General features: G+C 71.1%; 16 protein-coding genes and 2 tRNA genes. 11 read left to right on the top strand and 7 right to left on the bottom strand.

What is annotated here, in order from left to right; translation table 11 throughout:
- Nucleotides 1–90: 90 nt before the first annotated feature.
- The 3 genes from AB0H53_RS28460 to AB0H53_RS28450 form a co-directional block, all read right to left on the bottom strand.
- Complete coding sequence (locus AB0H53_RS28460; RefSeq protein WP_362119343.1) at nucleotides 91–1,128, bottom strand: glycerophosphodiester phosphodiesterase family protein; 1,038 nt, start codon at nucleotides 1,126–1,128, stop codon at nucleotides 91–93.
- A gap of 152 nt (nucleotides 1,129–1,280) precedes the next feature.
- The gene (locus tag AB0H53_RS28455) at nucleotides 1,281–2,711 is read right to left on the bottom strand and encodes an amino acid permease (RefSeq protein ID WP_362119340.1); all 1,431 of its coding nucleotides are present in this window, start codon (nucleotides 2,709–2,711) and stop codon (nucleotides 1,281–1,283) included.
- 132 nt (nucleotides 2,712–2,843) lie between these two features.
- Nucleotides 2,844–4,241 (bottom strand): amino acid permease, encoded by a 1,398-nt coding sequence (locus tag AB0H53_RS28450; RefSeq protein ID WP_362119337.1) that lies wholly within the window; start codon nucleotides 4,239–4,241, stop codon nucleotides 2,844–2,846.
- Nucleotides 4,242–4,494: 253 nt separating this feature from the next.
- Here AB0H53_RS28450 and AB0H53_RS28445 point away from each other — a divergent pair, with 253 nt between their 5' ends.
- The gene (locus AB0H53_RS28445; protein WP_362119334.1) at nucleotides 4,495–5,079 is read left to right on the top strand and encodes a biotin transporter BioY; all 585 of its coding nucleotides are present in this window, start codon (nucleotides 4,495–4,497) and stop codon (nucleotides 5,077–5,079) included.
- Between the two features lie 170 nt (nucleotides 5,080–5,249).
- Here the strand turns inward: AB0H53_RS28445 and AB0H53_RS28440 are convergent, their stop codons facing one another.
- A complete protein-coding gene (locus AB0H53_RS28440) occupies nucleotides 5,250–6,689 on the bottom strand; it encodes an amino acid permease (protein ID WP_362119331.1) in 1,440 nt (479 codons plus the stop codon).
- A 161-nt stretch (nucleotides 6,690–6,850) separates the two neighbouring features.
- On the opposite strand from AB0H53_RS28440, the gene AB0H53_RS28435 reads away from it, so the two are divergent.
- Nucleotides 6,851–7,339, top strand: a complete 489-nt coding sequence (locus AB0H53_RS28435; protein ID WP_362119328.1) for a ribose-5-phosphate isomerase — start codon at nucleotides 6,851–6,853, stop codon at nucleotides 7,337–7,339.
- Between the two features lie 316 nt (nucleotides 7,340–7,655).
- Nucleotides 7,656–8,465 carry a DNA-formamidopyrimidine glycosylase family protein gene (locus tag AB0H53_RS28430; protein WP_362119325.1) on the top strand — a complete coding sequence of 270 codons (810 nt, stop codon included), beginning with the start codon at nucleotides 7,656–7,658 and terminating at the stop codon, nucleotides 8,463–8,465.
- Between the two features lie 49 nt (nucleotides 8,466–8,514).
- Here AB0H53_RS28430 and AB0H53_RS28425 read toward each other — a convergent pair whose 3' ends face one another.
- On the bottom strand, nucleotides 8,515–9,744 hold the full coding sequence (locus AB0H53_RS28425; RefSeq protein ID WP_362119322.1) for a GNAT family N-acetyltransferase: 1,230 nt from the start codon (nucleotides 9,742–9,744) through the stop codon (nucleotides 8,515–8,517).
- A 106-nt stretch (nucleotides 9,745–9,850) separates the two neighbouring features.
- On the opposite strand from AB0H53_RS28425, the gene AB0H53_RS28420 reads away from it, so the two are divergent.
- A complete protein-coding gene (locus AB0H53_RS28420) occupies nucleotides 9,851–10,996 on the top strand; it encodes a PP2C family protein-serine/threonine phosphatase (RefSeq protein ID WP_362119319.1) in 1,146 nt (381 codons plus the stop codon).
- An 8-nt stretch (nucleotides 10,997–11,004) separates the two neighbouring features.
- The gene (locus tag AB0H53_RS28415) at nucleotides 11,005–11,454 is read left to right on the top strand and encodes an HD domain-containing protein (RefSeq protein ID WP_362119316.1); all 450 of its coding nucleotides are present in this window, start codon (nucleotides 11,005–11,007) and stop codon (nucleotides 11,452–11,454) included.
- Here AB0H53_RS28415 and AB0H53_RS28410 read toward each other — a convergent pair.
- A complete protein-coding gene (locus AB0H53_RS28410; RefSeq protein ID WP_362119313.1) occupies nucleotides 11,441–12,559 on the bottom strand; it encodes an acyltransferase family protein in 1,119 nt (372 codons plus the stop codon). The two genes, AB0H53_RS28415 and AB0H53_RS28410, sit on opposite strands and share 14 nt — an antisense overlap.
- 418 nt (nucleotides 12,560–12,977) lie before the next feature.
- On the opposite strand from AB0H53_RS28410, the gene AB0H53_RS28405 reads away from it, so the two are divergent.
- Nucleotides 12,978–13,172: a hypothetical protein gene (locus AB0H53_RS28405; protein WP_362119310.1), complete on the top strand. Its 195-nt coding sequence runs from the start codon at nucleotides 12,978–12,980 to the stop codon at nucleotides 13,170–13,172.
- Between the two features lie 72 nt (nucleotides 13,173–13,244).
- Here AB0H53_RS28405 and AB0H53_RS28400 read toward each other — a convergent pair.
- Nucleotides 13,245–13,318 (bottom strand) — tRNA-Gly (locus AB0H53_RS28400).
- Between the two features lie 128 nt (nucleotides 13,319–13,446).
- On the opposite strand from AB0H53_RS28400, the gene AB0H53_RS28395 reads away from it, so the two are divergent.
- The 5 genes from AB0H53_RS28395 (at nucleotide 13,447) to clpX (ending at nucleotide 18,108) form a co-directional block, all read left to right on the top strand.
- Nucleotides 13,447–13,523: transfer RNA gene (locus AB0H53_RS28395), tRNA-Pro, on the top strand.
- Between the two features lie 170 nt (nucleotides 13,524–13,693).
- A complete protein-coding gene (gene tig / locus AB0H53_RS28390) occupies nucleotides 13,694–15,088 on the top strand; it encodes a trigger factor (RefSeq protein WP_362119307.1) in 1,395 nt (464 codons plus the stop codon).
- A 239-nt stretch (nucleotides 15,089–15,327) separates the two neighbouring features.
- A complete protein-coding gene (locus tag AB0H53_RS28385; RefSeq protein ID WP_362119304.1) occupies nucleotides 15,328–15,945 on the top strand; it encodes an ATP-dependent Clp protease proteolytic subunit in 618 nt (205 codons plus the stop codon).
- A 61-nt stretch (nucleotides 15,946–16,006) separates the two neighbouring features.
- Entirely contained in the window at nucleotides 16,007–16,666 is a 660-nt protein-coding gene (locus tag AB0H53_RS28380) for an ATP-dependent Clp protease proteolytic subunit (RefSeq protein WP_039946446.1), read from the top strand.
- Between the two features lie 158 nt (nucleotides 16,667–16,824).
- Nucleotides 16,825–18,108 (top strand): ATP-dependent Clp protease ATP-binding subunit ClpX, encoded by a 1,284-nt coding sequence (clpX, locus tag AB0H53_RS28375; protein WP_362119301.1) that lies wholly within the window; start codon nucleotides 16,825–16,827, stop codon nucleotides 18,106–18,108.
- The last annotated feature ends 44 nt before the right edge of the window (nucleotides 18,109–18,152 follow it).

Here is an 18,152-nt window from a genome sequence, read left to right as displayed (position 1 = left end):
AGCGGCTCGATCCGGTCCCACATCGCATCAGTGATCACTAATCGGACAGGCATGTCCGATCAACTGATGAGCCCATCAAAGAGACACGCTCTAGGTCCGCGCGTCCCGCGCCAGGACCGCCAGGTCGGGGAAGTCCGTCACCACCGCGTCCACGCCCCACGCGTAGTACCGGGCGTACTCGGCCAGGGCGTCCCCGAAGGCGTACGGGTCGCTGCCTCGCCGCAGGTCGGGTGGGAGGTACTGGTTCTCCGCCCGGAAGGTGTACGCGCCGACCCGCAGACCCGCCGCGTGGGCGTCCGCCAGCAGCGTCGAGGGCGGGGCCAGGGACGACTTGTCGGGGCCGATCCACCGGGCGTACTCGGCGACGGCACGCAGCCCGGCCGGCGTCATCATGTCCCGGTAGCCGACCGGGTGCCCGTACGGGCCGCCGCTGGTGCCCAGGGCCTGCCACAGCGGCAGGCCCAGCCCCTCCTCCGCGACCTTCAGGAGACTGGCCGGGTCGAAGGACTGGACGACGCAGTCGCGCGGCCCGAGCCGGGTCCGCCGCACGGTCGCGGCCAGGACCGGTTCCAGGGGCAGGCCGATGGAGCGGAAGTGGGCGGGGTGCTTGGTCTCGGGGAAGACGGCGATCCGCCGGCCGTACCGGCGCGACAGCTCCCGCGCCAGGGCGACGACCTCCGGGAAGGTGAGGATCCGCTGGCGGCCGTCGAGGACCGTGTTGCGGTCGCGCACCAGCGGCAGGCGCTCCACCGCCCACAGGGTCTTGAGCTCGGCGAGTGTGAAGTCCTCGGTGAACCAGCCGGTGACGGTGCGGCCGTCGACCGTCCTGCTGGTGCGGCGGCCGGCGAACTCCGGACGCCGCGCCACATCGGTGGTGCCCGAGATCTCGTTCTCGTGACGCGCCACGAGGTGGTGGTCGGCGGTCGCGACGAGATCGGGCTCGATCCAGTCGGCGCCGGTCTGCACCGCGTACGTGTAGGAGGCGGCGGTGTGTTCGGGGCGCCAGCCGGCGGCGCCCCGGTGGCCGATCACCAGGGGGCGGGCGCCGGGGGCGTTCGCCCGGGCGGGGGGTGCGGACACGGTGGCGGCGGTCGCGCCCGCCGCGAGGAGTACCGAGCGACGTCTCATGAGCCCGGACGGTAGGCGCAGGGTAGGGCCGCGCCCGGGCGACTTCACGACGTGTGCGGGCGGTTTTCACCTCCCGTACCGCACGGGGAAGGGCCCCGGCGCGCGACGCGCCGGGGCCCTTCCCCCGGATGGCCGTTCCCGCCCGCCGGTCGTCAGGCGGCCTCGGGCGCCTTGCGCGCGGCGATCCGCTGGCGCAGGTAGCCGGTCACCGCGAGCGCCAGCGTCAGGCCGCCGGTGAAGTAGAGCTGCTTGAGGGTCCCCTCCTCGCGCGCCATCAGCACGAAGATGGCGGCCATGCCGGCCAGCGCCACGTAGGTCAGGTACGGGTAGGCCCACATCCGCACGACCAGCTTCTCCGGTGCCTCCCGCTCCAGCCTGCGGCGCAGCAGGAGCTGGGAGACGGCGATGAAGAACCACACCACCAGGATGATCGCGCCGATCATGTTGAGCAGCCACATGAAGAGGTCGTCCGGGCGCCAGTAGCTCAGCAGCACGCAGACGAAGCCGAACACCGAGGACGTCAGCACGGCGATCCTGGGCACCCCGTTGGAGACCTTGCCGAGCGTCCTGGGACCCTGCCCGCGCGCCACCAGCGAGCAGGCCATGCGCGAGGCGCCGTAGATGTTCGCGTTCATCGCCGAGAGCAGGGCGATCAGCACGACCACGTTCATGATCTGCCCGGCGGCCGGGATCTCCAGGAACTCCAGCGTGGCGACGTACGGGCCCTTCTCGGCGACCGACTCGTGGGTCCAGGGGAGCAGGGTCACGACGACGGCCATCGAACCGACGTAGAAGATCGCGATCCGCCACATGGCCGTGCGCACGGCCTTGGCGACGCCCTGCACCGGGTGCTCGGACTCGGCGGCGGCGATGGTGACCGTCTCCAGGCCGCCGTACGCGAAGACGGAGGCGAGCAGACCGACGATCAGCCCCTCGGCACCGTTGGGCATGAACCCGCCGTGGCCGGTGAGGTTGGTCGCGCCGGGGGAGTCCGTGCCGGGCAGGACGCCCAGGATGGCCAGCACGCCGATGCCCAGGAAGAGGACGATCGCGCCGACCTTCAGCGCGGCGAACCAGAACTCGAACTCGCCGAAGTTCTTCACCGCCGCCAGGTTGGTGACGCAGAACAGCACCATGAAGACGGCGACCCAGGCCCACGCCGGGGTGCCGGGGAACCAGCCCGTCATGATCGCGGCGGCGCCCATGCCCTCCAGGCCGACGGCCACGCACAGCAGGAACCAGAACGACCAGCCGGCGGTGAAGCCCGCCCACGGACCGATGGCCCGCTCGGCGTGCACCGAGAAGGAGCCGGAGGCCGGATTGGCGGCGGCCATCTCGCCCAGCATGCGCATCACGAGCATGACGAGGGCGCCGGAGACCGCGTACGCGAGAATGATCGACGGGCCGGCGGCGGCGATGGCGGTGCCGGAACCGACGAACAGCCCGGCGCCGATGACACCACCGAGGGCGATCATCGACAGATGGCGCTGCTTGAGCCCGTGCGAGAGCGGCGCGTCGGCGGTCGGCGTCGGGGTGTCGACGGGGACCGACTCGGCGGGTGCGGGCGCGGGGGACCGAGACATGGGCCTGCCCTGTTCAGTAGCTGAGACGGGGGGTGCGGCCCACAGTCTGTGGGCGTGCACCGGTTACAGGGAACAACCGACCGCTATACGGACACCGTGCTCACACAATGTGAAGATCCGCACACCGATTCATCACATCCGGCGTCGCGCCCGCAGCTCCCGCACCCCCGCCACCACCAGCACCGCGGCCGTCGCCGCACCCGACCACAGCACCTGCGGCCGCGTCCCCTCGTCGGTCAGCATCAGCACCAGCACGGCCGCCATCGCGGCCAGCGCCGCCCACGTCAGCCAGGGGTACCCCCACATCCGCAGGGTCAGCAGCTCGGGCGCCTCCCGCTCGATCCGGCGCCGCAGCCGAAGCTGCGACAGCGCGATCAGGCTCCACACGAACAGCAGCACCGCGCCCACCGCGTTCAGCATGTAGAGGAACACGGTGTCCGGCCACCGCAGATTGAGCAGTACCGAGACGAAGCCGAAGGCCACCGAAGCCAGCACCGCCCGGCGCGGCACCCCGCCGCCCGACACCCTCAGCAGTCCCTTGGGCGCCTCACCCCGCTCGGCCAGCGAGAAGACCATCCGCGACGACCCGTACAGATTGGCGTTGAGCGCCGACAGCAGGGCCACGAAGACGACGATGTTCATGATCTGGCCGGCCGAGGGCACCCCGATCGAGTCCAGCACGGCCACGTACGGGCTCAGCCCCGGCCGCATCGCCGTCCACGGCAGCAGCGTCACGATGACCAGCATCGACCCGACGTAGAAGAGGAGGATGCGCCACACGGCACTGCGCACCGCGCGCGCCACATTGCGGGCCGGGTCCCGCGACTCGGCGGCGGCGATCGTCACGACCTCCAGACCGCCGAAGGCGAAGACCACCGCGAGCACCCCGGAGACCACCCCGCCCCAGCCGGCCGGCAGGAACCCGCCCTGCCCGGTCAGGTTGGCCATCCCCACCGGGGAGGTGTCCGGCAGCCACCCGGCGATCGCCAGCACGCCCAGCAGGAGGAAGAGGACGATCGCGCCGACCTTGAGCGCGGCGAACCAGAACTCGAACTCGCCGAAGTTCTTCACCGCCGCCAGGTTCGTCGCGGTGAACACCACCATGAAGACCAGCACCCACGCCCACTGCGGCACGGCCGGAGCCCAGCCGTGGGCGATCCCCGCCGCGCCCGTCGCCTCCACCGCGAGCACGACCACCAGCAGGAACCAGTACAGCCAGCCGACGGAGAACCCCGCCCAGCGGCCCAGCGCCCGCTCGGCGTGCACCGAGAAGGCGCCCGACGCGGGCATCGCCGACGACATCTCACCGAGCATCCGCATGATCAGCATCGCCAGGGTGCCCGCGATCACGTACGACAGGACGATGCCGGGCCCGGCGACCGCGATCCCCGCGCCCGAGCCGACGAACAGCCCGGCGCCGATCACCCCGCCCAGCCCGAGCATCGTCAGATGGCGCTGCTTCAGCCCGTGCGACAGGGGCTCGGGCTCCGGGGCCAGGGACGCCGGAGGGGTCGGCGGGGCATCGTGCATGGCGCTCGCACTCTCAGGGGATTTGGAAGGACCCCACAGTCTCCCCGCTGACCGGCTCCTGGCGCAAAAGGGACCACTTTCCCGGTGAGGCTCGTGACGAGTATCACGCGGTACGAGGTGTACGGGCCGCCCTTTGTCCGAACACCACCAAAGCCGCCACCGCCGCTTTGTGCTCGACCGACGGTGAGCGCCCGTTCACCCGTGGGCTACGGTCAGCCTGTCCCGAACCGCCCACACCCCCGCCGGAGTCCCGATGAGCACTGCTGCCGCCCCCGCCCGTACCGGAGTGGTCCTGGCCGACCTGCTCCCCGCCAGCCGCACCCGCGACATCGCGCTCGTGGTCGGCGGCGCCGCGCTCACCGGAATCGCCGCCCAGATCGCCGTGCCGGTCCCCGGCTCCCCGGTCCCCGTCTCCGGCCAGACCTTCGCCGCGCTGCTCGTCGGCACCGCGCTCGGCGCCCGGCGCGGTTTCCTCTCCCTCGCGCTGTACACGCTGGTCGGCATGGCCGGGATGCCGTGGTTCGCCCAGGCGTCCTCCGGCTACGCGATGCCGTCCTTCGGCTACATACTCGGCATGCTGCTCGCCGCCACCGTCGTCGGCGCCCTCGCCCGGCGCGGCGCGGACCGCTCGGTCCTGCGCACGGCGGGCGCGATGGCGGCCGGATCGCTGATCATCTACGCCGTGGGCGTCCCCTACCTGGCGCTGGCCACCGGCATGTCGCTGCCGCAGGCCGTCGCGGCGGGCCTGACGCCCTTCCTGATCGGTGACGCGCTCAAGGCGGCGCTCGCGATGGGCGCGCTGCCCGCGGCCTGGAAGCTCGTCGGCCGCAAGGGCTGAGCGGACGGCTCACCGCTCCGGCGCGGTACCGCACCGCCGTTGGCGCACCGCGCCGGAACGCCGCCGCTCCACGCCGCCGCTCCACGCCAAGAGGCTCGCCGGGTCATGTCGGTCCATGACCCGGCGAGCCTCTTCTCGCTCTCCGGCGAAGCGGGTCCTTCGGTGTCCGGCTACCCGGCCGGCACCGCCCTCTTCCGGCGCAGCTCGCGCACCACCGCGATCGCCACGACCACGGCGGCCACCAGCAGCGACAGCACCACCTGCTCGCGGGCGTCACCGCCCTTGTACAGCATGTACGCCAGGACGCCGGTGATCATGGCGATCGTCGTCCACGTCAGGTACGGGAAGAGCCACATCCTCACGACGAGCTTCTCCGGCGACTCCCGCAGGATGATCCCGCGCATCCGCAGCTGCGTGCAGCAGATGACCAGCCACACGAACAGGGCGACCGCGCCCGAGGAGTTCAGCAGGAAGGCGAACACGGTGTCGGGCCACTTGTAGTTGAAGAAGACGGCCACGAAACCGAAGAGCACCGAGGCGAGGATCGCCGCCGTGGGCACACCGCGCGCGTTGGTCCGGGCGAACGCCGCCGGCGCGTCACCGCGCTGGCCGAGCGAGAACGCCATCCGCGAGGCCGTGTACAGGCCCGAGTTCAGGCAGGACAGGACTGCGGTCAGCACGATGACCTCCATGATCGTGCCCGCGTTGGGGATACCGATGGAGTTCAGCGCCGCGACGTACGAGCCCTGCTTGACGATCGACTCGTCGTCCCACGGCAGCAGCGTCAGGACGACGAAGATCGAGCCGAGGTAGAAGACGGCGATACGCCAGATCACGCTGTTCGTCGCCTTGGTGACCGCGCGCTGCGGGTCCTCCGACTCGCCGGCCGCCAGGGTGACGATCTCGCTGCCCATGAACGAGAAGACGACCATCAGCACACCGGTCAGGACCGCTCCCACACCCATCGGGAAGAAGCCGCCGGTGTCCGTCAGGTGCGCGAACCCGGCCCCCGGGTTCTTCGAGCCGGGCAGCACGCCGAAGACGGCGAGCAGACCGACCGCCACGAACGCGGCGATCGCCACGACCTTGATGCCCGCGAACCAGAACTCGAACTCTCCGTACGAGGACACCGACGCCAGGTTGGTCGCGGTCAGCACGACCATCACGATCAGCGCCCACGCCCACTGCGGCACCGCGGGTATCCAGTGCTCCAGGATCTGCGCGCCGGCGGTCGCCTCGACGGCCAGCACGACGACCCAGAAGAACCAGTAGAGCCAGCCGATGGAGAAGCCGGCCCAGCGGCCCAGCGCCTGGTCCGCGTAGGCGGAGAAGGAGCCGGAGGCGGGCCGGGCGGCGGCCATCTCGCCGAGCATCCGCATCACGAAGACGACCATCACGCCGACGAGGGCGTATGAGAGGAGGATGGCCGGCCCGGCGGCGGCGATACCGGCACCGGACCCGACGAAGAGCCCGGCGCCGATCACGCCACCGATGGCGATCATGGACAGATGGCGGTTCTTGAGCCCGGCCTTGAGACCGGCGGAGTCTTGCGGAATGCCGGGGGTTTCGGCGGTTCCGCCTTCCTTCGCAAGGGTCGGCTGCGAGGTCATGGACGATTCCTTACGTCTTTGGGGCACTCGGGTTACGAGCCCGTGCATTGAAACCCGAGACCCGCACGGGCCGAAACCCCCGATTCCGGATCGTGATGCGGCGACCGGGGACCCGACCCCGATGACCGCTACCCGGCCGCCCGCGTGCCACACTCGGACCCATGCGCGTGTACCTCGGCTCGGACCATGCCGGCTACGAACTCAAGAACCACCTCGTCGAGTGGCTCAAGGCCCACGGCCATGAGCCCGTCGACTGCGGACCCCACGTCTACGACGCCCAGGACGACTACCCGCCGTTCTGCCTGCGCGCCGCTGAGCGGACCGCCGCCGACCCGGACAGCCTCGGCATCGTGATCGGCGGCTCCGGCAACGGTGAGCAGATCGCCGCGAACAAGGTCAAGGGCGTCCGTGCGGCCCTGGCCTGGAGCGAGCAGACCGCCGCGCTGGGCCGTGAGCACAACAACGCGAACGTCGTCGCGATCGGCGGGCGCATGCACTCGCTGGAGGAGTCGACCAAGTTCGTGGAGATCTTCCTCGCCACTCCGTACTCGGGCGAGGAGCGCCACACGCGCCGCATCGAGATGCTGTCGGCCTACGAGACCACCGGCGACCTCCCCCCGATCCCGGCCCACCACCCCCAGCAGGACTGACTCCGCCCCCGGGCGAGCCGCGGCGGCGCCCACCCACCTCGGGGGCGCCGGCGCGTGACCTCGCGCGCCGGCGGTGCCGGACGCGCCCCGGGGGCCGACCCCCTGGCCGGGTCCGGTACCGGCCGGCGCGCCGCCCGACCCGGGCCGGAGGGGATCGGCCGTGCCGCCCGTTCGCCGGCCGGGTCCGCCGGTGGCCGCCGGCGTCGCCGCGCCCGGCCTCCCGGCGCCGCGCCCCCTGCGGGGGGCCGGTTCCGGACCGGGGACACGGGGTGGCCGGGCGGCCCCATCGCACCACGCACCCGCAGGAGGACCGCAGATGCCCGAGGGGCATACGATCCACCGCCTCGCCGAGGAACACCTCAGCCGCTTCGGCGGCCGCGAGGCCCGTGTCACCAGCCCCCAGGGCAAGTTCTCCGACAGCGCCGCCCTCCTCGACGGCCGTGTCCTGGAGGCCGTGGACGCCCACGGCAAGCACCTGTTCCTCGGGTTCGGCGACGCCGGCTGGGTCCACGTCCACCTCGGCCTGTTCGGCAAGCTCGGCTTCGGCGCGGCCCCCGCCCCGCCGCCCACGGACACCGTGCGACTGCGGCTGCGCAACCCCGAGCACTACGCGGACCTGCGCGGACCCACCACCTGCGCCCTGATCACCGAGCCGGAGAAGCGGGCCATACACGACCGCCTCGGCCCCGACCCGCTCAGGCCCGGCGACGACCCCGGCAAGGCGTGGCTCCGGATCTCCCGCTCCCGCACCACCGTCGCCGCGCTGCTCATGGACCAGAAGGTCATCGCGGGCGTCGGCAACGTCTACCGCGCCGAGGTGCTCTTCCGGCACGGCATCGACCCGTACCGCCCCGGCAAGGACCTCACCCAGGCGGAGTGGACGGCCGTCTGGGCCGACCTGGTGGAGCTGATGCGCGAGGGCGTGCGCAACAACCGCATCGACACCGTCCGCCCCGAGCACACCCCCGAGGCGATGGGCCGCCCACCGCGCGTGGACGACCACGGCGGCGAGGTGTACGTCTACCGCCGGGCGCGCCGGGAGTGCCACGTCTGCGGCGGCGAGATCCGCACCGCCGAGCTCGCCGCCCGCAACCTCTTCTGGTGCCCGGCCTGCCAGCGGGCGTAGCGGCTCCGCCGGGCGCGGCCGGCCCGGCGGCGGCGCCGGGCCGTGCCGGCTAGAAGCCGTGCGGCAGCCAGGGGGCCACCGGCGAGCCGAAGGCCAGGGACAGCTCCGCCAGCGCCCCCCGCCGCAGCTCCCGCACCCGCCCGGCGCGCGCCAGCGACTCCAGCGACACCCCGCCGAGATACGCCGCGCCCAACTCCCGTACCGAGAGTGCGACGTCCGCGGCGTCCTGCGTCCGGGAGCAGGCCGCCCCCTTCGGGTCCCCGGTCAGCCGCCAGCGCCCGGTGTTCCACGGGCAGAAGGCGTCCTCCACGTCCAGGACCACGTCCACCGGCGTCTGGTACGTGCGCGCCTCCAGCGCGGCGCCCAGCTCGACCAGCCGCACGTGCAGCCCGTCGCGCAGGCTCGGTCGGCAGCGCCGGAGGTCGGAGACCAGGTGCTGCCAGGCGTCGTCCACCGGCCGGTTGGTGACCTTCACCGTCGACATCAGGTCGATGCCGAACAGGAAGCGCCACAGCGCCGCGTCCGCCGCCGGGTCCAGCGCGCCCAGGTGCTGGAGGTTCACCGTCCCCTTCGGCCCGGCCGCGTCCCACTCCGGCCGGGTGCTGTACAGCGCGTAGCCGACGGTCTCGCCGTCCCGCTCGGCCAGGACGCAACTCAGCGGTGAGGCACCCTCGCGGCCGGCCGGCGGGTCCAGCAGCGGCAGCCGCTCCCAGCCGGGCCGCCGCGCCGGCATCCCGGGCCGCCCCGGGACCAGCCGCGCGTAGACCGCCTCGCACGCCTCGCCGGCCTCGGCGGGCGGGACCAGCCGCAGCCCTACGTCATCCGTCCCCTCGGGTACGGACAGCCGTACCCGAGACGTGTCGATCTCCGCGCGCAACTGCTGCGTCGCGATGCCGTACCCGAACCGCCCGTAGATCCCCGGCTCCGACGCCGTCAGCACGGCGAGCGGCTCACCCCATGCCCGTACGTCGTCCAGCTGGCGCCGCATCATCGAGGTCAGGATGGAGCGCCGGCGGTGCGTCGGCGCCACGCTCACCATCGTCACGCCCGCCGCCGGTACCAGCGCCCCGCCCGGCACCGACAGCCGGAACGAGAACGCCCCGGCCGTGCCGACGCAGGTCTGCCCGTCCCACACGCCGATCGAGCGCTCGTACTCGGTGAGGGCCTCCCACAGCTCGCGCTCCTCGGGGGTCTCCGCCACGCCGCCGAACGCGAGTTCCAACTGTCCGTACCAGCGGTCCCACTCGGCCTGGCGCAGCACCCGCAGCTCTGTTGTCATATGCCATGCCTAGCAAGGGAGCGCGCCCGTCGCGACCCAATTTCGAACGCATTGTCATAGGGGTCCCCCTGCACGCGGCCGGACGGGGTGGATAGGGTCCAGGCCAATGGCCCCCAACGCCCGAGTGGACGCGTACACGGCCCGGATGCGCAAGGCGATGCACCGGGCCCGCACCGTGCTGCGCAAATCCGCGGTGGACTACTTCCGCGGCGACGGCTCCGACTGGGTGGCCCTGGTGGGCCTGATGCTCACCGTCCCGGCGATCACCCTCTGCACGATCGCAGCCCCCGTGTGGTGCGCCCCGGCGGCCCTCGTCCTGCCGATCGTGGCCGGCGGCCTGCTGCTGCGCCCGGCCAGCCTGCTGGGTCTGTACGCCGCGGCGGCCGCCGCGCTGATCGTCGAGTCCGTCGCCCTCGGTCCGTACACCGGGGGAGCGGCCCGGGTCACCCCGGGCACGGTCCTGGTGGTCGCCGCGTGCGGGCTGTTCGGCCTGCTGATAGCGCAGTTCCGGGCACGCGTCGGGGTGCCCTGGCGGCGCGGCGGCACCATGCTCTTCGACCTGCGCGAACGCATCCGGGTGCAGAGCGCCCTGCCCCCGCTCCCGCAGGGCTGGCACCACGAGATGGCGCTGCGGCCGGCCGGCGGCCAGTCCTTCTCCGGCGACTTCGTGGTGGCCGCCCGCACCCACGGCGGCCGCACCCTTGAGGTCGTCCTGACCGATGTCTCCGGCAAGGGCATGGACGCCGGCTCGCGCGCCCTGCTGCTGTCGGGCGCGTTCGGCGGGCTGCTGGGCTCGTTGCCGCCGCACGGATTCCTCCCGGCCGCCAACGGCTACCTGCTGCGCCAGGACTGGGACGAGGGCTTCGCCACCTCCATCCACCTCGTCCTCGACCTGGACTCGGGCGACTACGAACTGCTGTCGGCGGGACACCTGCCGGCCCTGCAACTGCACGCGGGCAGCGGCCGCTGGGAGGAGAAGGCCGCCGACGGCCCCCTGCTCGGCGTGTACGACCGTGCCGAGTTCCACCCGGTCAAGGGCGCGCTGCGCCCCGGTGACGTGCTGATGCTCTTCACGGACGGCCTGGTCGAGGCGGCGGACCGGGACATCGCGGAGGGCATCGACCGGCTGACCGGCGAGGCCGACCGCTATGTGGCGTCGGGTTTCCAGGGCGCGGCCTGGCACCTGATCGAGGCGTGCGCCAAGGACGTGAACGACGACCGCGCCCTGCTGCTGATCACCCGCGACGCGTAGGAGCCGCCGTGCCGTACCTCTCCCTCGCCGAGGTCGAGACCATCGCCCGCCGGGCCCACCGGGGCCGGACCGACAAGGCGGGCCGCCCCTACGAGGAGCACCTGCGGGCGGTCGCCGACGGGGTGCGGGCGCGGGGCGGCAGCGAGGAGCAGATCGCCGCCGCCTGGCTGCACGACGCGGTCGAGGACGACGCGCTGACGGCCCGCTGGCTGGCCGAGGCCCCTCTTCCGCGGCCGGTCAAGGACATGGTGCTGGCGCTCACCAGGCGCCCCGGCGAGGACCTCCCCGCGTACACCGCCCGCGTCCTGGCGGTGCCCGGCGCCCGCCTGGTCAAGGAGGCGGACCTCGCGCACAACGCGGACCCGGACCGGCTCGCCGTCCTGGACGAGGCGACCCGGCTGCGGCTGACCGCCAAGTACGCGCGAGTACGCTCCCTGCTCGGGCTCACCGACGGCTGAGGCCCCGCCCCTCGCCGGGTGCGCCGTCCCGCCGGAACGCCCACTCCAGCCGCGGTTCCGTCACGCACCGCAGCGCCCGTCGCACCGGCGGCGTGCACAGCAGCGTCACCGCGCCGGCGGCCAGCGCCGTCACGGCGATCAGCCCCAGCGGCGAGGTGAGCCAGCCGTACGCGGCGACCAGCCCCCAGTAGTCCATCGCCTTCACCAGGAACCCGTGCAGCAGGTAGCCGCAGATGGTGCCGGCGCCCAGCGTGGTGAACCAGGTCCGGCGCCCGGGCACCAGGGCCAGGAAGGCGGCCGTCAGCACCAGGCCGCAGCCGAACAGCGCGAACGTCATCACGGGCCCGGCCCACCAGGGCGCGCCCAGTTCCTCGGCGCTGGTGCTGCGGTAGAACCAGCTCATCCTGATCCCGGGCGCCACCCAGTACGTGACCCCGGCGGCGGCCAGCAGGACCGGCCCCGCCCACCGCCGTACCTCCGGCCGCCGCACCAGCGCGAAGTGCTCGGGCCGCAGGGCCAGTCCGAGGACGAAGAACGGCAGGAACTGCAGCACCCGCTGAAGGTCCAGGTCCTGGCCGATGCCCGGGGTGAGCGAGGCCAGGGCGGCGAGGACCAGGGCGGCCGGCAGCGGATACCGCAGGGTGCGCCACAGCGGCGTGGACAGCCGCCAGATGAACAGGGCCACCAGGAACCAGGTCAGATAGAGAGGATCGGTGAGGCTGAAGGGGTACGTGGGATGAGCCGCGTCGGCCCACCGCTTGTAGAGCGTGTAGGCCGCCTCGAAGGCGACGTACGGCACGGCGAGCCCGGTCACCAGCCGTTTGAGCTGGTCGGGGCGGCCGGTGAAACCCCGCGAGAAGTAGCCGGATATGACGATGAAGGCCGGCATGTGGAAGGTGTAGACGAACATGTAGAGCGCTCTGGCGGCCCGGCTGCCGTGCATGACCGGCTCCCACGCGTGCGCCACGGCGACGAGCACGATCGCCAGGTACTTGGCGTTGTCGAAGTACGCGTCCCGTCCGGCGGCCCGCGCGGCGGGTCTCCCGGCGGCCTGGGCCGTCGGGGTGATCGGGGCCTGCGGATTTCCCTGGGGAGCCTGGAGCATTCGAGGGACCCTAGTGGCGCTCCGGCAATTCTGTGAAACCTCATCGGGGCACCGCCCATTTCCGTCCGCCAGAGCCGGAGACTGTGCGATATGCCCGGATTGATGCGTATCTAATGGGGCATATCGTTGCGGCATTCCCGGCGGTGGCGCGCCGGTGAATTACCGCCCGACGGGCGGTGGACTTCCGGTGGCCGACCGGTGCGCACGGCTTGCGGGGCGCGGTGAATTCACCGTCCGTGCTCCGCCATTCGGGTTCCGGCCGCCCGGACGGGGCACACAGTCGGTGTGATGCGTACGTCCACGATGTGTCAGCGGCCAGCACCGGCAGGGGTGTTGGTGGCACGATGGGACGAGTGGGGGGCACGGTGGGCCGTGGACCCCCGGCCGGCAAGGCGGACCGACCGAGGGTGTGATCAGTGTGGCCATTTCACTGTCCGTGGTGCTGCTGTTGGCGATCATCCTGGTGGTGTTGATGCGCGGCGGCTCCCTGAAGGCCGGTCCCGCGATCGTCGCCGTACTGTTCGGGTTCTTCCTGGCGTCCTCGGGCATGGCCCCGCCGATCAGGCGCTTCCTGGACTCGATAGCGGACACCATCAACCAGATCAACTTCTAGCGCCGCCGGGGCGCCGGTGAAACGCGTCCGGCCCGGCTCGGTGAGGAGATCACCGAGCCGGGCCGGACGTCGTGGAGCGGGCGACGGGAATCGAACCCGCGTAGCTAGTTTGGAAGACTAGGGCTCTACCATTGAGCTACGCCCGCAAGCGGCGCACCGCGAGTCACGCGGACCGCGGTACGGACAGCATCGTAGCGGGTCGGGCCCGCTCCCCGCACACCCCGCAGAGGTGCCGACGCGGCGCCGCGGGCATGTACCCTACGTGTCGCACCGACGGGGTGTGGCGCAGCTTGGTAGCGCGTCCGCTTTGGGAGCGGAAGGCCGTGGGTTCAAATCCCGCCACCCCGACCATCCTGCGCTCTCTCCTCCGCGCAAACCATGATCACATTGTGGGCGTCATCCCGCTTGCGGTTACTATGCAAGCTGTGTGCCCGTGTGTCTCTCTGACCGGGCCGATCGGCTGGGCCGCCGACCAAGCGGACCAGCGGAAACCAAGAATCAGCCACCAAGGAGACCGAACCGTGAAGAGCGCCGTGGAGACCCTGAACCCGACCCGGGTTCGGCTCACTGTCGAGGTGCCCTTCGAGGAGCTCAAGGACAGCCTCGACGCGGCGTACAAGAAGATCAACCAGCAGGTCACGGTCAAGGGCTTCCGCAAGGGCAAGATCCCGGCTCGTGTCATCGACCAGCGGTTCGGCCGCGGTGCGGTGCTGGAGGAGGCCGTCAACGACGCCCTCCCGAAGTTCTACACCGAGGCGGTCAACGAGGCCGACGTCAACCCGCTGGGTCAGCCCGAGGTCGACATCACCGAGCTGAAGGACGGCGAGCTGCTGGCCTTCACCGCCGAGGTCGACATCCGCCCGGCCATCGAGATCCCGGACTACTCCGGCATCGAGGTCACCGTGGACGCGGTCGAGGTCAGCGACGAGGACGTCGAGAAGTCCGTGGAGCAGCTGCGCGAGCGCTTCGCCTCCACCAACCCGGTCGAGCGCGCCGCCGCCGAGGGCGACGTCGTGACGGTCGACCTGGAGGCCAAGGTCGACGGCGAGGTCCTCCCCGACGGCGTGGCCAGCGGTGTCCAGTACACCATCGGCTCCGGCGAGCTCCTGGAGGGCATCGACGAGGCCGTCACCGGCCTGGAGGCCGGCGGCGAGGCCACCTTCACCTCCGTGCTGAAGGGCGGCTCCGCCGAGGGCAAGGAGGCCGAGGTCACCGTCAAGGTCACCGCCGTCTCGTCCCGTGAGCTGCCCGAGCTCGACGACGACTTCGCCCAGATGGCGTCCGAGTTCGACACCCTCGAGGAGCTGAAGGCGGACAGCCGCAAGCGCCTCGAGAACATGAAGCAGTACGACCAGGCCACCCAGGCCCAGGAGCGCGTCCTGGACGAGCTGCTGAAGCTGGCCGAGGTGCCGATCCCCGAGAAGCTCCTCGAGGACGAGGTCAACACCCGCAAGCACAACCTGGAGCACCACCAGCTCGGCCAGATGGGCCTGAGCGTCGAGAAGTACCTGGAGCTCCAGGGCAAGACGGTCGAGGAGTTCGACGCCGAGACCAAGGACCAGGCGGTCAAGGGCATCAAGACCCAGTTCATCCTGGACGAGCTGGTCAACAAGGAGAAGCTGAACGTCAACCAGGAGGAGCTCACCGAGCACCTCATGCGCCGTGCGGCCTCCTCCGGCATGAGCCCGGACCAGTTCGCCCAGGCCGTCGTCGAGGGCGGCCAGGTCCCGATGCTGGTCGGCGAGGTCGCCCGCGGCAAGGCCCTGGCGCTGGTCGTGGAGGCCGCCAAGGTGGTCGACACCAACGGCGAGCCGGTCGACCTGAACGACGAGGACGAGACCGCCGAGACGGTCGAGGCCACCTCCGAGGACGCCCCGGCGGCCGACGAGAAGGCCGAGGACAAGCCCGAGGCCTGAGCCCTCGTGCCGACCCCTTCCTGATCCCCGCGGCGGGCTCCGGACGCACCACGCGCCGGAGCCCGCCGTCGTACTCACCGACCCCTGTACCTTGCGCTCCCAGCGAACAGTTCGGGAAGCGGGATGGCGCCCGCCTACCAGCGCGTTAGGGTCCATGAATACGAGGGCAGGGGAGTACCCGCCCCCAGTACGAGAGACGCTGAGACGGCCGGAGCCGTCAGAGACGAGCAGGTGGATACGTGACGAATCTGATGCCTTACGCCGCGGGTGAGCCGTCCATCGGTGGTGGCCTCGGCGACCATGTCTACAACCGGCTGCTCGGCGAGCGCATCATCTTCCTCGGCCAGCAGGTCGACGACGAGATCGCCAACAAGATCACTTCGCAGATGCTCCTCCTGGCCGCCGACCCGGACAAGGACATCTACCTCTACATCAACAGCCCCGGTGGCTCGGTGACGGCCGGCATGGCCATCTACGACACCATGCAGTACATCCCCAACGACGTCGTCACCATCGGTATGGGCATGGCCGCCTCCATGGGCCAGTTCCTGCTCACCGGCGGTGCCACCGGCAAGCGCTTCGCGCTGCCGAACACCGACATCCTGATGCACCAGGGTTCCGCCGGCATCGGCGGTACCGCCTCGGACATCAAGATCCAGGCCGAGTACCTTCTCCGTACCAAGAAGCGCATGGCGGAGATCACCGCGCGCCACTCCGGGCAGACCGTGGAGACGATCATCCGCGACGGTGACCGCGACCGCTGGTTCACCGCGGAGGAGGCCAAGGAGTACGGCCTGATCGACGACATCATGTCCGCCGCCGCGGGCGTCCCGGGCGGTGGCGGTACCGGCGCCTGAGCCGTACCGACCCCCAGCCCGCGCCCAGCCCGCCGAACGCCACCAGGATGGTGAACACCCCATGAGCAACTTCTCCGCGAGCGGCCTCTACACCGGCCCGCAGGTGGACAACCGGTACGTCGTCCCGCGCTTCGTCGAGCGCACCTCGCAGGGCGTGCGTGAGTACGACCCGTACGCGAAGCTCTTCGAGGAGCGCGTGATCTTCCTCGGCGTGCAGATCGACGACGCGTCCGCCAACGACGTCATGGCGCAGCTGCTGTGCCTGGAGTCGATGGACCCGGACCGTGACATCTCCATCTACATCAACAGCCCCGGTGGCTCGTTCACCGCGCTGACCGCCATCTACGACACGATGCAGTTCGTGAAGCCGGACATCCAGACGGTGTGCATGGGCCAGGCGGCCTCCGCCGCGGCCGTGCTGCTCGCCGCCGGTACGCCCGGCAAGCGGATGGCGCTGCCCAACGCGCGGGTGCTGATCCACCAGCCGTCCGGCGGAACCGGCCGCGAGCAGCTCTCCGACCTGGAGATCGCGGCCAACGAGATCCTGCGGATGCGTACGCAGCTCGAGGAGATGCTGGCCAAGCACTCCACGCAGCCGATCGAGAAGATCCGCGACGACATCGAGCGCGACAAGATCCTGACCGCCGAGGACGCCCTCGCGTACGGCCTGGTCGACCAGATCGTCTCGACCCGCAAGAGCACGGCCGCGGCGGCAGCCTGACGCGCTCGACCTTCCCTTGGCACGGCACATCCGTGGCGCACGTCCACGTGAACCGTGCCAAGGGGGGCCCGAACGAGGGGCCCGGCAAGGTACCGTCGGATATGAGGCACCAGGAGCCGGCTGAACCAAGCCGCTCCCAGGCGAAGGGGAAGCACCTCGTGGCACGCATCGGTGATGGCGGCGACCTGCTCAAGTGCTCGTTCTGCGGAAAGAGCCAGAAGCAGGTGAAGAAGCTCATCGCGGGCCCCGGTGTGTACATCTGCGACGAGTGCATCGACCTCTGTAACGAGATCATCGAGGAGGAGCTCGCCGAGACCTCCGAAGTGCGGTGGGAGGAACTTCCCAAGCCGCGGGAGATCTACGAGTTCCTGGAGGGCTACGTCGTCGGGCAGGAGCCCGCGAAGAAGGCCCTCTCGGTCGCTGTGTACAACCACTACAAGCGCGTCCAGGCCGGCGAGAACGGCGGCGCGCAGGGCCGGGACGACGCGATCGAACTCGCCAAGTCCAACATCCTGCTGCTGGGCCCCACCGGCTCCGGCAAGACGCTCCTGGCGCAGACCCTGGCCCGCATGCTGAACGTACCGTTCGCCATCGCGGACGCCACGGCGCTCACGGAGGCGGGGTACGTCGGCGAGGACGTCGAGAACATCCTGCTGAAGCTCATCCAGGCCGCTGACTACGACGTCAAGAAGGCCGAGACGGGCATCATCTACATCGACGAGATCGACAAGGTCGCCCGGAAGAGCGAAAACCCGTCGATCACCCGGGACGTCTCCGGCGAGGGCGTGCAGCAGGCCCTGCTGAAGATCCTGGAGGGCACCACGGCGTCGGTGCCCCCGCAGGGCGGCCGCAAGCACCCGCACCAGGAGTTCATCCAGATCGACACGACGAACGTGCTGTTCATCGTGGGCGGCGCCTTCGCTGGACTGGAGAAGATCATCGAGTCCCGGGCCGGGGCCAAGGGCATCGGCTTCGGCGCCACGATCCGCTCCAAGCGGGAGATCGAGGCCAGCGACCAGTTCCACGAGGTCATGCCGGAGGACCTGGTGAAGTTCGGGATGATCCCCGAGTTCATCGGCCGTCTGCCGGTCATCACCTCGGTGCACAACCTGGACCGCGAGGCCCTGCTCAAGATCCTCGTCGAGCCGCGCAACGCGCTGGTCAAGCAGTACCAGCGCCTGTTCGAACTCGACGGCGTGGAGCTGGACTTCGACCGGCCGGCCCTGGAGGCCATCGCCGACCAGGCCATCCTGCGCGGCACCGGCGCGCGTGGCCTGCGGGCCATCATGGAAGAGGTCCTGATGTCGGTGATGTACGAGGTCCCCTCCCGCAAGGACGTGGCCCGCGTGGTCATCACCGCGGACGTCGTGCACAACAACGTCAACCCGACACTGGTGCCCCGGGTCGTCAAGAACGAAGGACGCCACGAGAAGTCGGCGTAGCCGCGTAGACAGTGAGGCGCCCGGCCGGTTCCAGGAACCGGCCG

Source organism: Streptomyces sp. NPDC050856, assembly GCF_040653855.1.
In the GTDB taxonomy this organism is placed as follows: domain Bacteria; phylum Actinomycetota; class Actinomycetes; order Streptomycetales; family Streptomycetaceae; genus Streptomyces.
This window is presented reverse-complemented; position numbering and strand designations above follow the sequence as displayed.

What these genes read in the sequence shown, in the direction of transcription:
- AB0H53_RS28430 (WP_362119325.1), top strand. Translation starts at nt 7,656, where the DNA reads ATGCCCGAGGGGCATACGATCCACCGCCTCGCCGAGGAACACCTCAGC.
- AB0H53_RS28435 (WP_362119328.1), top strand. Translation starts at nt 6,851, where the DNA reads ATGCGCGTGTACCTCGGCTCGGACCATGCCGGCTACGAACTCAAGAAC.
- AB0H53_RS28460 (WP_362119343.1), bottom strand. Translation starts at nt 1,128, where the DNA reads ATGAGACGTCGCTCGGTACTCCTCGCGGCGGGCGCGACCGCCGCCACC.
- AB0H53_RS28455 (WP_362119340.1), bottom strand. Translation starts at nt 2,711, where the DNA reads ATGTCTCGGTCCCCCGCGCCCGCACCCGCCGAGTCGGTCCCCGTCGAC.
- AB0H53_RS28450 (WP_362119337.1), bottom strand. Translation starts at nt 4,241, where the DNA reads ATGCACGATGCCCCGCCGACCCCTCCGGCGTCCCTGGCCCCGGAGCCC.
- AB0H53_RS28440 (WP_362119331.1), bottom strand. Translation starts at nt 6,689, where the DNA reads ATGACCTCGCAGCCGACCCTTGCGAAGGAAGGCGGAACCGCCGAAACC.
- AB0H53_RS28445 (WP_362119334.1), top strand. Translation starts at nt 4,495, where the DNA reads ATGAGCACTGCTGCCGCCCCCGCCCGTACCGGAGTGGTCCTGGCCGAC.
- AB0H53_RS28425 (WP_362119322.1), bottom strand. Translation starts at nt 9,744, where the DNA reads ATGACAACAGAGCTGCGGGTGCTGCGCCAGGCCGAGTGGGACCGCTGG.
- AB0H53_RS28380 (WP_039946446.1), top strand. Translation starts at nt 16,007, where the DNA reads ATGAGCAACTTCTCCGCGAGCGGCCTCTACACCGGCCCGCAGGTGGAC.
- AB0H53_RS28410 (WP_362119313.1), bottom strand. Translation starts at nt 12,559, where the DNA reads ATGCTCCAGGCTCCCCAGGGAAATCCGCAGGCCCCGATCACCCCGACG.
- AB0H53_RS28420 (WP_362119319.1), top strand. Translation starts at nt 9,851, where the DNA reads ATGGCCCCCAACGCCCGAGTGGACGCGTACACGGCCCGGATGCGCAAG.